Raw genomic sequence first — 14,644 nt, 5'->3', positions numbered from 1 at the left:
CACGGGGCGATGTTGTTAGTGTTTGAAGTTCCAAGGTAGGAGCGCATCGATATCTGGCTCAGCCTTCGCTAGCTCTTTCATGCACTTGACCATGTAGTCGTAAAGGATAAGGCCATTGGCTTTCGCAGTCTCGACGATACTGTAAAGCATCGCGCTCGCGTCAGCGCCATTTGCAGTGGTCGAGAACAACCAGTTCTTCCTGCCAATGACCAGCGGTTTAATTGCCCGTTCAGCTCGATTATTATCGATAGATAGATGACCGTCATCGATATAGCGGATAAGTTTCGGCCATTGGCCGAGCGTATACTTAATCGCTTTACCCAACGGGCTAGACGCTATCACTTGTTGAGTTGTCATCCATTCGTACAACTCGTCCAGTATTGGCTTAGCGTACTGTTGACGTTCTGCTTTTCGTGTCTCGAGAGACGCACCTTTTAAGCGGGATTCTATCCCATAGAGCTTCTGGATTTTAGCCAGCGCTTTATCTGCTTTACCTGACTTACCTTTACCTTGAAGCTTCTTAGCATCCATGAACTTACGACGTGCATGCGCCAAGCAGCCAACATTGGTCACTTGGTGAAGGCCGTCATAGGCACCATAGCCATCGGTTTGCAGATAACCACTGTAATCCCCCAAGAAGGCAACAGGGCACGCCCTCGCGCGACTGTTTTGAGAGTCGTACAAGGCGATATTTTTCACTTTGGGAAGTGCGGCTTCTGGCGAGTCTGCGCCCGAGCAGTAGAGCCACATATAGCACTGCTTATTTTCCTTGAGCACATTGAACGGTGTTTCATCCGCTTGAACCACTACTTGCTCTAATAGGTGTGTTTTCAAGGCGGCATAAAGCGGTGCGAACTTCTCACTGACTTGGATAACCCACCTCACCATAGTAGTGCGCGATAGTTCGATACCCGATTGGGTAAATAGCGACTCTTGGCGATACAGTGGCATTGCGTATTGGTATTTGCCAAGGATAATATTGGCCAACAAGCTTTCTGTGGCAAAGCTTTTAGGGATAATGCTTTGGCGCTGGCTTTTGAACGATACGGCTGTTGTCTTCAGTTTGCTCGCACTGACGACAAGCATATTTAGGACGAACATATTCCAGCACTTTGAGTACCGCTGGCGAGAACTCTAGCTTTTCACTGCGGTCTTCACCTATTTTATGCAGGCTATGTTGGCAGCAAGCGCACTGTTTTTCGTTGTCATCTAAATCGAGTTCGATAACCTCACGAGGCAAGGTCTTTGGAAGTGGCTTACGTTTACCGCGCTTCTTCGTTGTGGTGCTCGTCGTAACCTCAACCTCTTCTTCCTTGGCAGCTTCACATTCCACTTCGTTGAAGAGGTCACCTTGAGATGCATCGTAAGGCTTTAACACCTCCGAGCGTTTAGCGAACTGGCGATCGAAGGCAAGCTTGAGTTGTTCAAGTAGCGACTGACGCTCTTGTTTCAATCGGCTTTCTGACGCCATTAGCGCTTTCACCATCGCTTGTAGCTCGGCAACATTTTGACTTTCTGGGTTGATATTTGGCGTCTTTTTCATGGCATTTATTATACTAAAGTCATGCCGTTAACGCTTGGTGGATAAGGCTTTATTATCGATTAAGTCATTGTGAAATCATTTATTCGAACGGGTTTATGGCCGATAATCGTGAAGCCTGAAAGCAGTCTATCAAGCTCAAATTGAGTTAGGGTAAACACCTCATTTTTCTCTTTTGATGGCCACTTGAACTTGGCTTTTTCGAGGCGTTTATACCAAAGAGCAAAGCCAGTTTTATCCCAGTACAATATCTTGATTTTGTCACGCTGTTTATTGGTGAACAGGAACAGTGCGCCGCTTGCCAAGGGTAAGTCGGTGTCACTTTCGATAATCGCAGCAAGACCATTGATCGACTTTCTAAAATCGACGCTGTCACGATATAGATAAATCTCTGGAGCGCTGAGCATACGTTTCATGATAGCGCACCGATGAGTTCTGCGAGATAGACCGCTGGCGTGCCTTGTGGAATGCTCAGCTCAACATCATTGACTAGCAGCGTCATGTTAGCCGTTGCTACTTGAGCTTGATACTTTGTTGTCTTTTCGACGACTTCAGCTCGGATAAAGCCTAGAGATACGTCCGTTTTATTGAGTTGCTGGCGCTTGGCATAGAACGTTGAGGGATTGAGTTCATTGAGCTTACAAAACGCGAGTGTCGACAGTGAACTCGATTCAGATTACTCGATAAGCGTTTGCCATTCTTGATTGGTGCGTCGTTTTCCCATTTCAAATCTCCTTATGGTTGGAGACTTGATCTTATTCTTCGCGCTAGGCGATTAGAATGCGGGGTTTATGACGCGCTTACGATTTTGTTCATTGGAGTTCTCTTTTTTGCCACGGTCGCTTCCTTACTTTTTTGTTTAAGAAGTAAAGAATAGCGAGCTATTGATTTAAAAGAGAAAAAGGAAGGATTTCGGGCATTCCGATCGCGGTTTTCGCTATTCCGATCACCGATTTCGGAGTTAGGCTAAAAGTGATCGGATAATCGCGGAATCAGTGATCGGTTTAAACCGAAATGGGTGATCGGATAATCCCGAAATATGCAAAATCTAAAACGTGCATAACCATTTAATGTGGTTGTTGTTGCTTTAGTTAATAAGCTCGCAAAAATAGCGTGGTCTGTTTTGGTCACAAATAAAGAATTCTCACTAAAAATTTAAACCAGATTTGCAATGATGATAAGTGATGACAAAATGGTTAGACCACCAGATTGAAACCTGTTGAGTGGACAAGCAAATTAAAATGCTTCGATGGTTATGAAGACAATCTGGCGCGGATCTCATCGCAGAGCGAAGTTGTGTAGTGACTTCATAAAAACCCTGAATACATTGGCGCAAATCAGCACGTTATTATTTACAGGGTCGGGGCGTACCATACCTTCAGTCACTCTTATAGTGGTGAACAACGTTTCATACGACTTCAGGTCGCACGGACATAAACGAGTTAATGATGTTTAATTACTCTTAATTTTTCTGCTCATATTTTTAGCTATCCTGCGCTAAATCAGAAAGTGTCAAAGTCCAAGATTACTGCTTTAAAGAGCGTAAAGCCTCACCTAGTAGGTTTTCTGGCGAAAGGTTAGAGTGAGTCTTTATTATACTTTCGATTCTCCTTGTAGACAAAATTTCACAAGCCTTTCCTTTACCATCAAAGTCCTCTTGTCTTTTGCCGTATGCAATATACACATTAATGAAAGTGCATTCCTTTTCTCTCTCTGAGCAGTTAATTTTGCGGAGTTTTTTTTGAAGACCTTCAAACATTCTATCGAGGATTTGGTCACTATTTGCCTTAGTAAAGTGGCTATAGACTTCAGAGATAGTGCTATTTATTGATAGCTCAAACCTATGTACTTCTGGTTTCATTTAAAATAACTCAAGTATTATTGGGATTTGTCTTACACATACTATAACCAAAAACACTAAAAGTTATTGGTTAATTAATTTAGTCAACTTTGGCTCTCTTTGTTATTAGCTCTTGTCGACAAAGTTAACTGCTTCTAGTTATAAAATACATCATTCCCAAAGCATTGCATTCTTTTTAGTTGGTATCAATGAGATACCAACTTTCTTTTTTAGAGCCTCATGTTGCAACAAAACTGACTTCCACACCCATGGTTTAGGGTGTATCAACATGAACAGTTAAGTGTAACTATTGCCATGTCCTCAGTTTCTGTGCATCAGTTTTTTTACTTTATCCTCTTTGATTCAGTCAGTTCTAGACATAAAGCGAATTCTTCAATATTGATAATTTCCAAGAAGGCTTTGATGCTATGCGTAGCTGGCTTTCTGGCAAGGTTATCCTTGATTTGGAATAGATAAAATGATGCTCTGAATAGCAAAAGTCGACAGTGAAAACTGTCGATTACTACGTTTGCCGCCATTAATTATCTAAAGGATTGATGTGTACAGCTAGTATCAAATATTCTGGAGCAAAATAAGAATACGCTGTAACAACAAAATATCCCCTTGTTCATCATAAAATGCGAAGCAAATGTATGCCGTTGAACATGTGTCGCTTAATACAGTGTTCGGTCTGACTATTAGTGTCCTTTGACTTTGAACGTAGTACGACAATGTCTACACATGTATTTTGCTTTTACACCTAGAAACTTTTCTATCAAAGTCCGGCGTATCCTTACAATCCATTTTTTCTTACAACAACATGTCATAACAATAACTAAAGTTACATCTGATACAAAAAGTCAAGTGATGAGATTATTGACTAAAATATCAAGAAGATAGTTAGCACCGAGAGATTTTTTGATTAAGAGTTGCTTATAGAGCAAGTGTCTTTAAATGGACTCATTGATTTTCAAGCATCAACACAGATACGCCAACTAATACGGTGTCTTTCATTCCTATCGATCTTTGGACGGATTGTTATTAGTTCTTTGCCGCGTTCCAAGCAAGAAGATGACTATAGTCCTCGCTGCTCATTTGTATTCGCTAAATCATCTTTTTACAACTTAGCTTGATATACTATATTGGCCGAACATCGATTCTTGTCGATAAAGAGATCATGCATAGTGATATTTTATCGCTACGATTTGCGCTAATAGAGAAGGGCGACATCAATAAGACGGTATAACGATTTCGGCGTTAATTCCTGACACTTCATACTGGTGGTAAGGTTTTAGCATTACGGATCTCCCCACTATCAGCCAACTCTTTGTGGATACGCATTGAGCCACCACGACCTTTACTATTGTCAAAAGCTATTTTGAATTTTTTATCAAGCTTTTGGTGTATTGCCTCACGCTGGGTGACCTTGTGGCGATGCTTAATTCAGTAATAAAATCCACTTCGTGAAGCTTCTAACACCATAGCTATGCGGAGAACATTGTAGGTATTCGAACATAAACTCATCGTAATCTACTTTAGTTTTTTGCGATGTATGGGGTCCACTCATTCTCTGCCAAACTTAAGCATCGGCAGGAAAAGTAAAATGAGGTGTCATCATGCTAAGAACTAACGGAATCGGCATAGACTTAGAGAAAAATCTATTTTAGGTTTGCAATATAAGCCCCCAGGGAGAGTTGCTCTGTAACAAAGCTATCAGCGGGCAGAAGCTTAAGGAGCTCTTTGCTAAAGCCAAACCATCCCTTGTTGATCTAGAAGGCTACTTATCACTACAGGGGGAGATACGCTGAGTCCTTCGGCCACGAAGTGCGTATAATTAGTCCTAAAAAGTGAAGGCCTATGTTGAGGGTCATAAAACTGGGGCCAATGATGCGTTTGCTAGCGCTAATGCAACATTTCAAATAAGAAGAAAATACAGCAAACCCAAATCGATTGAACAACAAACTTTGATGTATCTTGAAGCAAATCGCCAGTTTCTTTCGAAAACTATCGTGTCGTTGGGGTTGCACATGCGAAATATCATATAACGAATACGGTATTGTTAAAGGCCTAGCTGCATTAGTGACTTCAACACATTATGAAAGGGATGTTCTACCTGCAAGATGAGTTAAACCATATTCAGAAATAATGAATGCGACCACTAGCCAAATAGAACCCTGTAAAAGACTCATGGCTCTTGAAGGTGTTCGTGAGGTAACCACCACCATGCTTTATGCTAATTTGGGTGATGGGACACAATTTACTAGCGGTCGACAAGCATCAGCGTTTATCAGGCTACCACCTAAGCAATACAGTTTAGGTGGTAAAATGACAATGAAGGGACTAATAAACTTGGCAGAGTTAGGGCTCTTCGCTCGATGCTGTACCTTGGTGATATGGCATACATATATCGACAGCCATAGCACCTACTAACGAAAAACAGACGTGGCTTATCTAGTTTGTCAATAGGGTCGGTTTCAAAAGGGCTTGTATCGCATTAGCGAACAAAACAGTCAGAACAGTTTGGGCAATGCTACGCTAAAACACAAAACATCAGTCAAAGGTATTTTACTTGCTTGCAAAATGAATTAACAGATTACAAATAATTATGTTCAATGGTTAGATCAGCCTACTGAGGCCCTGACTACTTCGCAATGTTATAAAAAGTTTTTTCGCGCCAAGGACAGTAGATACGCATGCATCAAAGGTTAGAAGGTCGTTCCTTGAATGAAAAACCGAATATACGACCGGATCTTACTCCATTGCACATTCTTATCTTGTAAACTCGTAGATTCCATATACGAAGCAGGTGGCAGACCTCTTTACGATATCTTGCTCTTCAGCTTGCTCAGCCAATTGCCTTTTGAGCTTAGCAACTTCAGCTGTTAGGGTTTTTCGCACTGACTGGTATTGGTGGTTTTCCTGACGCCATTTCGCTAACCCTGGCTGTTTCGCTGACGCAGCGACTCGGCTTTGTTATGTAATTCAGTGGAACTAAATTAAGAATCTAGGGCGCATCATTACTAACGAAGCTAATAAAAACGGAACATTATTTTTATGGAGAAATTGGTACAAAAGGGCTATTGAATAGAACTAAGGGTTTCGTTAATCAAAAACTAACGTAGTTCAAAAGTTTAAAATAAAAGCAAGGAAATATAAAAATCGTAGGATTAATGTCCTATTAATCTTTGGTGAGTGTATTTAATTTCTTACATTCAAGATTTGTTGGCAGGTAGAAAAATATTTTCGGCGAGATGCTATTGCACTGACTTGGGTTTGGGATTTAAAATTAATCTAATTAGCGATAATCAGCTTGCGTCTGAAAAGTTGGATGGAAAATTCTTTTGTGTTTATTCAGTTACCAATGTTTGCATTTGCAAATGGAAGTTCGGTTACGACAATGGAAGAAAGGTGAGCGTTGGTTTGAAGGTTGATAAAAGTTAGCTGTCAATTTTCATTTTCATTTTCATTTTCATTTTCATCTTCGACTCATACGCTTGGTGAAAATAAAATTCATTGCAAAAATATTAGTTAATGAAGGTGTGTATAAATGATTTAGCAATGGGTTGTGGTATGTGCCTGTTCTTTCTGTTTGTACATTAAATGTTGTAAAATGTAAAAATGTAAAATGTAAGGTGGAAAAATGAAAAATGTAAATTTAGATGAATCAAGAATGATTGTTGGTGGGAAGTGGGAAATAAATTGTTACGCTCCTAGTTATATTAGTGGTGGGCAAGTTGTAGAACGTGGGTATAATTTCACTAGATACTCCAATGACAAAAAGATGAGCAACAAAAAAGCTAACGACGTTTGTGGTAGCGGTAATTATTCTCAAGGTTATAAAAGTATTTAGTATTTAATCATGGTGGCGTTTTAAAGAAAGGCGCCACCATTCTTATGGAAGTGAAATTTTGTTTTGTATTTATTCACTATTGGAACTGGGTGTTATGCTTTTAAAGAGGATGGCGGCTTTTTTTTATTTGATTTTTAGGGTAATCATTGGGTCTTGTAATACTTCATTTCCTAAAGTGTGTTTATATGTTTGTCTTTCGTTTAGTGCTTTATATTCACTTATTTTTTGTTTGGGTGTTAATGGGTTTAGTGTTAGAAGTAACACAAAAAAAATCGTAGGTAAACATAGTTTTTTACCTAACAAAGCATTTTTTGATATGTATTGTAAACTGTATGTACAGATGATGTGTTATGGCAATAAAGTTATTTGTAATGAAATTAACTTTTGTTCTGAAAAACTTGAAGAATCTAGAGTTGAATATAAGAACCAAACTGGCTGTGATGTTATTTTATATCCGTTGCATGTTTTTTCTGATGAAATAGCAGTGATTGTTGGCTTGGGTGCGTCAAATAATAGATTATATGTTATTAGTGATGTTGATGAAGGTGATTGGAAAAAGCGTTGGGGGGATGTCGTTGAAAAATGGAAAAAAAACAATCGAGATTTGTATTTATTCAATCCCTTTGTGAAATCGAAAACTGACGCCTCACGAGGTATAAGAAAAATAGTAAAGAAAGTAAGAAATAATACCGCTGATTTTGCAGTTTTTCCTGACGCACTACCAGAATACACCAGGAGGAGTGGTCAAAGTCACTCTTATAAAAAATCAATATTGTTTGGTAAAGAATCTAATTTACATGCTGGCCCCTTTAATTTTCCTTCTTTAATGCGAAAAGATGTATTACCATATTATATTTTTTTAAAAAATGGGCGTTTGAAAATCGAAATATTACCTATTATTGAAAAAAATAATGTTAAGCATGATCTTCCATTATTGATAGAGCATGTAATTGGAGGAATGCATTACAAGCAGTGGTTACTTTGGCATTTTCCCTCATTCTTCTATCGACAAGGTTAAATAATGAATACAGTGTGTTTACAAGGTGAAATGGCTGAGTGTGGGTTGGCTTGTGTAAGTAGTATAGCTGAGCTCCATAATAAAAATGCGCCTTTGAGTTATTTAAGAACATTATGCAGACCATCAGATCTTGGGACTAGCCTTTATGACTTAACTGAACTCTTTGGGAAATTAGATCTTAATGCTCGTGCAGTTTTATTTAACATTCAACTAATTCAAGAGTTGCCTACTCCTTGCATTCTTCATCTCAATGACAGCCATTATGTCGTATTGGAGAAGGTTAATAGTTATTGTGCAGTTGTAATGAATCCCGCTTTAGGTAGGCAGGTATTAAAACTTGGAATATTAAAAATGAGCTTATCCGGATACGCTATCGTATTGGATGAAGAAAAGAAGCTTAACGCTAATAATTCCTTTTTTAACATTTTCCAGTTTAAGAATAAAGTCATAAAACTTGACGCTCTTTTATTAATTTATGGTTTATTATCCACATTACTATCTTTGATATTGCCGGCAATAATGTTAAATATAAATAACGGTTTTAAGAACTTTGAAAACCTAGATTTTCATATGTTATTTTATCTGGCAATAGCGCAAATAATTTCTGTGGTTATAATTAGGCAAGGCTATAAGCGAACTATGATAATAGAAGGCGCAACTATGGCCAAAGAAAGTAATAAAATGTATGCTCGATTTTTAAATAATAAGATGTCTTTTTTTGAGCGTCGGACCTCAACAGATGTTGCTAATAGGGCACTTAAATTTGTAGGTGCGCAAGTTGCAAAATCGACTATTTATAACACTTTAATTATCTGTATTATTCAACTTATAATTTCATTTTTAATTGTTGGTTACATTTCCCCATATTTGGCCTTTTTTTTACTATCTGTATCTTGCATATCATCATTCTTAGCTTGGGTGTCGAGGAAGAATTTAAGTCAAATTAGCATAGTTGAAGAATCTTATCGAGAAAATATATTTAAGCATTTTGTGGAATCTTTTAATTCAATTTCTGACATAAAGTCAAAAAAGGCAAGTAAGAATCTTTGCGTAGTAAATGATTCGAAAGTGAATCAACTCGTAGACTTTAACATTGAATCTGGTTTAAAGCATCTGAAATTCCCAATAATGCAAGAAATTATTGGGATATTTGATATGATATTGACATTATGTTTGTGTTTTTGGTTGATTCAATATAATAACACCCCTTTATCATCTGTATTTTTGTTTTTTTATGTTAAGCAGGTGTTTTCTACTTCTTTTAATCGTTTGATTGAAATAAATGACTCGTTTGGCGCTTTTGATGCAGCACAGGAAAGAGGAAAAGACGTTATTGAATTTGAAAAAGATAACAGCATTCACCAGTTCGATAGCGATAGAGTCGGAGGGCTCCATCATGTAGGCATTGTCGAAAAAAAGTCTGATAGAAATTCAATTATTTTCCCCGAATTGATAATAACTAAAGGGCAGTTAGTTGCTGTTACTGGTTGCTCTGGTTCGGGTAAAACTACGTTATTAAAAATATTGTCTGGTTTATATTGTAATATTAAGTTGTTGAATGATGATGGGGGCGAGATGGATAATAACGTGATTATTTCATCAAATTATTATCATGCTACCAATCAAGACTTTATTAGTGGTTCTGTACGTGAGAATATCACAATGTTTGATGCAAATCATAGTGACTCTGATATCCTTACTTTAATAGAAAAGCTTGGTTTGGGACAGGTTATAGCATCATTACCCCAAGGTATAGATACGAAAATTAATGATTATACAAATCCCTTTTCTTCAGGAGAAAAGCAACGTGTATTATTATGTAGAGCATTACTTTCAAATAAGAATACTTTATTGTTAGATGAACCTATGAGTAATTTGGACGAGTTGAGTTGTGATTTAATTATGAGTACATTGAAAGGAACAGGAAAAACGATTGTTTTTACTAGTCATAACCCTTCTTCAATTAGGAAGGCAGATAAAATCATTGATCTTAATATTAAAAATCAGGATCATGAAAGTGAATTCTCGTGAAATTGCAACTAATAAAAAAAACACTTTTTTGTTACTTTTTATTCTAATTTTATTATGTTTTATTTATGTGAACATCATTGGCAGTCCAAATAAGTTTCAGGGACGGAAGACGCATGTTGTTTCGATTGGCAGTATCACTCGTAATGTAGAGTCTATCGGTGTGATTGAGGCCGCTAAAATGATTGATGTTGGTGCCAGTGTTTCAGGGGAAGTTACCGAATTAATGGTTGGTGTAGGCGATAAAGTTTCACAAGGTCAATTGTTGATCGAAATTGACCCTACTGTAAGTGCAAACGAGCTTAAAACAGCACAGAATGAACTGAAGATAGCTGTAGCAAATTTTGATGTGAGTCGCGAACGGTTTCTATATGAACAAGAACAGTTAGAGCTCATTGCACATTTAGTAAAGATTGGAAGCAAAACATCACAAGAGTTGAAAGAGCAAAATCTTGTATACTTGGAAAGCAAAGCGTCCTTGCAAAGTAGCAAACTTTCTAAAGAGACAGCGATGTTGGCGGTGGACTCAAAAAAAGCTCAATTGACTTACACAATGATACGTTCTCCAATTGACGGAACAGTGGTGTCAATACAGGTTGATAAAGGTCAAACTTTGGTTTCAACTCAGCAAGTAAGTAACTTGATAAAAGTTGCAAGTTCTGACCAATATATTGTGAGAATTCCTATATCGGAGTACGATATTTCGAATATATCTATTGGAGATGTTGTGGATTTCCATATCTTGGGTGTTTCAAATGAGACATATAAATCAAAAATATCGAATATTGATTTGACTCCATTAAGTAACAGTTCAACCTCAAAAGGTGTTATTTATAATGTTTCTTTCCATGTTCCCCGAGAACTGTCAGAACACGTTCGTATTGGTATGTCAGTAGGTGCGAAAATAAAAATAATGGAAGAAATAAATGTTGTTATTGTTCCTAGCCATTATGTTCGATATGACACAAATGGAGTTGCGAATATTACTGTACTAGATAATGGTAATGTTATCACCAAAACAGTCGAATTAGGTTTGTATGATTTTTTAAATTCCGAAGTGGTTTCCGGAATTGAAGTTGGTGATGTTTTGATTTTAGAAGGAATCGATTAATGCCTTTGATTAAAATTAGAAATCTAACTAAATCATTCCATAAAAATAGTAATAATACTGTTGTATTAGACAAGATTGACTTAGATATTCATGAAGGCGAGTTAGTAGCTATAGTAGGGAGTTCTGGTTCGGGAAAGTCTACATTAATGAATATTATTTCTGGCTTGGATTCTAACTGGAGTGGAGATTATCATTTAGATAGTTGTGATATGCAGTCTTATGACAATGAACAATGGGCTAAGATTAGGAGTTGTTATTTTGGTTTTATCTTTCAATCATATAATTTAATACCTTACCTTAGTTGCTTAGAGAACATTAAATTACCATTGTTATACTTTAAGTGCAAAAAACATTACTATTCGAATACCCTTGTAGAGACTATAAACCGGTTAGATATTAAAGAAGTGAGTTCTAATAAGCCAAGTGAGCTATCGGGCGGGCAGCAGCAACGGGTTTCTATTGCGCGAGCTTTGGTTAGTGAACCTCGAATTCTTTTGGCTGACGAGCCAACTGGTGCATTGGACATACGAAATAGTGAAGAAGTAATAAATATTTTAAAGGAAATAAATAAAGATGGAACTACAGTAATAATAGTTACTCATGATATGAGTATTGCTGAGTTGTGCGATAGGCAAGTTTCAATTTCGGACGGTAAGGTTATAAATGGTATTAATGAGGATTCTGTTGTTAATGATAAAATTAATCATAATGAAATACAAGGTTATAATTTTCCGTATCGTATGAAAACCGTGTTGTTAAACTTATTTTTTTTGTATAAAAATAATAAGATAAAGCTTTTTTTAAGTCTCATAGGAGTAATAGTAGGTATTGCAACTATTGTACTTAGTTTGTCTGTATCTGAAAGTGTAGAAAAACAAGTGATATCAGAGTTGTCACGAATGGGAAATAATACGGTTCAAGCTGCATCTTATGGAGAGCAAGATGGACTGCTAATAGAAGATACGTTCAATAAATTAAAAACATTTAAAGAAATTAAATATATTTCGCCATATTTACGCACGCAAAAGAAAATAAAGCGAGCCTTCAAAAAATATGATAATAATATTTCAAATGATGCCAGTACAATACTTGGCGTATCTCATGAATTTAAGAATCTAATTAAGTTACAGCTTTTAATTGGTCGGTTAATGAATCAAGAAGAGGTGGAACTTGGTCAAACTGTTGTTGTGATTAATGAAATTCTAAACAAACAACTATTTGGAACGCATGATTCAATTGGCAATAAATTGATTATCGATAACATGGTTTTTACTATTATAGGTATAGTAAAACAGAGTGACGTACGCACACCACAACCTATTGCCTGGATCCCGTATACTACATTTATCCATCGAATTAGTAATTCAAATGTTATTAACGAGTTTCACTTTACAGCAATTGAGTCTGATTTAGAAAAAATCATTATTGATTACTTATATAAGATTACAAAAGGTAGTTATACATTTTGGTCAGATAAAGAGTATGTGGAATCTCTTAATCGAGTGAAAAATTTATTTTCAATTTTTATCTTGTCAATTTCTTTTATTTCTTTGTTTGTTGGAGGATCAGGAATTATGAATATAATGTTGGCTTCGGTTAGTGAACGGTATTCAGAGATTGGATTGCGTCGTGCAATTGGAGCATCAAAAAAAAATATACTTGAACAGTTTCTGATTGAGTCCCTTTTTGTTACATTGTTAGGTGGTTTTTTAGGTGTTCTATTGTCCGTTGGTACATTAATTGTGATGAAAAATATATTAATTGATTTTGAGATTATATTGTCTTCTTATTCCATTTTTGTTGGCGTGACATTTTCCTTATTTACTGGGTTATTATTCGGCTTGTTACCTGCCATTAAGGCTTCGAAATTAAACCCTATAGAAGCGCTTTCTCGATGATTTTTAAAAAGTGTTTATATTTGTTTTTATTGCTTATCATTGGTTGTAGTAATATTAAAAGTAATTACTTTGATTACGAAAAAAAAACGAAGGTGGAAAATGAACAGGGTGATTGGTTATATGATATAGAAGAATCTAATTTGTTAACTGCCCCTTACCTTAATGAATTGTTAGCTAGTGTCATTATCAATAATTTCGAGTTAAACTTAGCTATACTAGACATCAAAAAAGGGGAACTAAATACAAAAAAGAAAGATGATGAACAGGGTGTTCAGATGAATATTAATGTTAGTTCTTCTCATTCAAAATATTTGGACCACGGAGATGAATCTAGTGGTAACTATAGTACCTCTTTTGGTTTGTCTTATGATGTTGATTTTTTTGGTAAAAAAAATATTGAAGATAAGTTGATGTCGATAGACCAAGAGTTATCGTTTTTAGACTTTTTAGGCCTTAAGAATGACATAACCACTTTAGTTATTAACGAGTATGTGTCAATATCTTCTAACAAGTTGAAGCTCGATGTATATAAAAGAATCAAAGATATCCGTATTGATATCTTGAAAATTGAAAGGGAACGATTAGACTCTGGCGTTTCTGTTGGTTCTGAGGTCCTGTCCGCTCAACAATCTTTAGACTCCGCGGTGGCTATAATTGAAAATATCAAGGAAGAAATTTTCAATTCAGTTAACAGAATTGAATTTTTTTCTGGGAATACTGAATTTATCGATATAATTAAAATTAGCGAAGTTGATGTCATAAATTTACCTGACGTGACATTTTCTGATTTGCCAAAATTCGCAGGTACACATCATAGCGTATTAGGTTCTATGCTTCAAATTAAATCTAGTGAACTAAATTTCGAACTTGAAGAAGTTGCCTGGTATCCACAATTTTCGATATCTGGGAGCATTGGTACTCAAGGTGAAAAACTGCGTGAAATTTTTGAAAATCCGTTTGGTTCTATGTCTTCATTATTGATTTTTCCTGTTATTGAGTGGCATAAGCGGACTACTAATATGGGCTTAGTTAATGCTGATTTAACAACGGCACATTTAAATTATGAAAATGTAATTAGTTCGGTCGTAGACGTTATGAACAGTTCTTTAATTAATCTATATGCAGCGCAAAGGCATTATGAAATTAGTCAAATTGAGTTATCGACAGCTAGGTTGACTAGATATTACAGTTTGAATAATTATAACGCAGGCTTTACATCAAAGTATGCAGATCTTCTTACAGAATTTGATTTTCTGAATTCCAAATTGACTGAAATCGATGCTCAGTATAATTTAGTGACTGCAAAAGTTGAGTTATGTTCAGCACTCGATTATCGTGGTTGTCTTTGATTGTCTTTGA

8 protein-coding genes and 5 pseudogenes are annotated in these 14,644 nt (G+C 36.4%); 7 read left to right on the top strand and 6 right to left on the bottom strand.

Features of this window, described 5'->3' with window-relative positions; genetic code table 11:
- Positions 1-15: 15 nt before the first annotated feature.
- The 6 genes and pseudogenes from tnpC to AB4263_RS12120 all read right to left on the bottom strand — a co-directional run.
- Positions 16-1,543, bottom strand: a pseudogene (tnpC, locus tag AB4263_RS12145) (IS66 family transposase).
- Positions 1,544-1,602: 59 nt separating this feature from the next.
- Complete coding sequence (gene tnpB / locus AB4263_RS12140) at positions 1,603-1,956, bottom strand: IS66 family insertion sequence element accessory protein TnpB (protein WP_265673913.1); 354 nt, start codon at positions 1,954-1,956, stop codon at positions 1,603-1,605.
- Positions 1,953-2,264, bottom strand: a pseudogene (gene tnpA / locus AB4263_RS12135) (IS66 family insertion sequence element accessory protein TnpA). Before tnpA ends, tnpB begins: the two are co-directional and overlap by 4 nt.
- 801 nt (positions 2,265-3,065) lie before the next feature.
- Positions 3,066-3,401 (bottom strand): hypothetical protein, encoded by a 336-nt coding sequence (locus tag AB4263_RS12130; protein ID WP_102332066.1) that lies wholly within the window; start codon positions 3,399-3,401, stop codon positions 3,066-3,068.
- Positions 3,402-3,918: 517 nt separating this feature from the next.
- Positions 3,919-4,054: pseudogene (locus AB4263_RS12125) on the bottom strand (site-specific integrase); the annotation flags it as partial.
- 575 nt (positions 4,055-4,629) lie between these two features.
- Positions 4,630-4,926: pseudogene (locus tag AB4263_RS12120) on the bottom strand (IS3 family transposase); the annotation flags it as partial.
- 130 nt (positions 4,927-5,056) lie between these two features.
- Between AB4263_RS12120 and AB4263_RS12115 the strand changes: the two are divergent.
- The 7 genes and pseudogenes from AB4263_RS12115 (at position 5,057) to AB4263_RS12085 (ending at position 14,634) form a co-directional block, all read left to right on the top strand.
- Positions 5,057-5,919 (top strand): annotated as a pseudogene (locus tag AB4263_RS12115) (transposase).
- A gap of 1,101 nt (positions 5,920-7,020) precedes the next feature.
- The gene (locus AB4263_RS12110) at positions 7,021-7,230 is read left to right on the top strand and encodes a hypothetical protein (protein ID WP_102332067.1); all 210 of its coding nucleotides are present in this window, start codon (positions 7,021-7,023) and stop codon (positions 7,228-7,230) included.
- 94 nt (positions 7,231-7,324) lie between these two features.
- Entirely contained in the window at positions 7,325-8,248 is a 924-nt protein-coding gene (locus tag AB4263_RS12105; RefSeq protein ID WP_102332068.1) for a hypothetical protein, read from the top strand.
- 3 nt (positions 8,249-8,251) lie between these two features.
- Positions 8,252-10,279 carry a cysteine peptidase family C39 domain-containing protein gene (locus tag AB4263_RS12100; RefSeq protein WP_102332069.1) on the top strand — a complete coding sequence of 676 codons (2,028 nt, stop codon included), beginning with the start codon at positions 8,252-8,254 and terminating at the stop codon, positions 10,277-10,279.
- Positions 10,266-11,387: an efflux RND transporter periplasmic adaptor subunit gene (locus tag AB4263_RS12095; RefSeq protein WP_157938690.1), complete on the top strand. Its 1,122-nt coding sequence runs from the start codon at positions 10,266-10,268 to the stop codon at positions 11,385-11,387. The genes AB4263_RS12100 and AB4263_RS12095 overlap by 14 nt, the downstream gene beginning before the upstream one ends.
- Positions 11,387-13,285 (top strand): ATP-binding cassette domain-containing protein, encoded by a 1,899-nt coding sequence (locus AB4263_RS12090; protein WP_102332071.1) that lies wholly within the window; start codon positions 11,387-11,389, stop codon positions 13,283-13,285. The genes AB4263_RS12095 and AB4263_RS12090 overlap by 1 nt, the downstream gene beginning before the upstream one ends.
- A 92-nt stretch (positions 13,286-13,377) precedes the next feature.
- Positions 13,378-14,634, top strand: a complete 1,257-nt coding sequence (locus tag AB4263_RS12085; protein WP_162299043.1) for a TolC family protein — start codon at positions 13,378-13,380, stop codon at positions 14,632-14,634.
- Positions 14,635-14,644: the final 10 nt, after the last annotated feature.

Source organism: Vibrio sp. 10N.261.55.C5, assembly GCF_041470505.1.
GTDB classification, from domain to species: Bacteria; Pseudomonadota; Gammaproteobacteria; order Enterobacterales; family Vibrionaceae; genus Vibrio; species Vibrio crassostreae_C.
Note: the sequence above shows the minus strand (reverse complement) of the source record. Positions and strands in the feature narration are given on the sequence as shown.

Excerpts from the sequence above, each read along its gene's own strand:
- tnpB (WP_265673913.1), bottom strand. The coding sequence starts at position 1,956 with ATGAAACGTATGCTCAGCGCTCCAGAGATTTATCTATATCGTGACAGC.
- AB4263_RS12130 (WP_102332066.1), bottom strand. The coding sequence starts at position 3,401 with ATGAAACCAGAAGTACATAGGTTTGAGCTATCAATAAATAGCACTATC.
- AB4263_RS12110 (WP_102332067.1), top strand. The coding sequence starts at position 7,021 with ATGAAAAATGTAAATTTAGATGAATCAAGAATGATTGTTGGTGGGAAG.
- AB4263_RS12105 (WP_102332068.1), top strand. The coding sequence starts at position 7,325 with ATGCTTTTAAAGAGGATGGCGGCTTTTTTTTATTTGATTTTTAGGGTA.
- AB4263_RS12100 (WP_102332069.1), top strand. The coding sequence starts at position 8,252 with ATGAATACAGTGTGTTTACAAGGTGAAATGGCTGAGTGTGGGTTGGCT.
- AB4263_RS12090 (WP_102332071.1), top strand. The coding sequence starts at position 11,387 with ATGCCTTTGATTAAAATTAGAAATCTAACTAAATCATTCCATAAAAAT.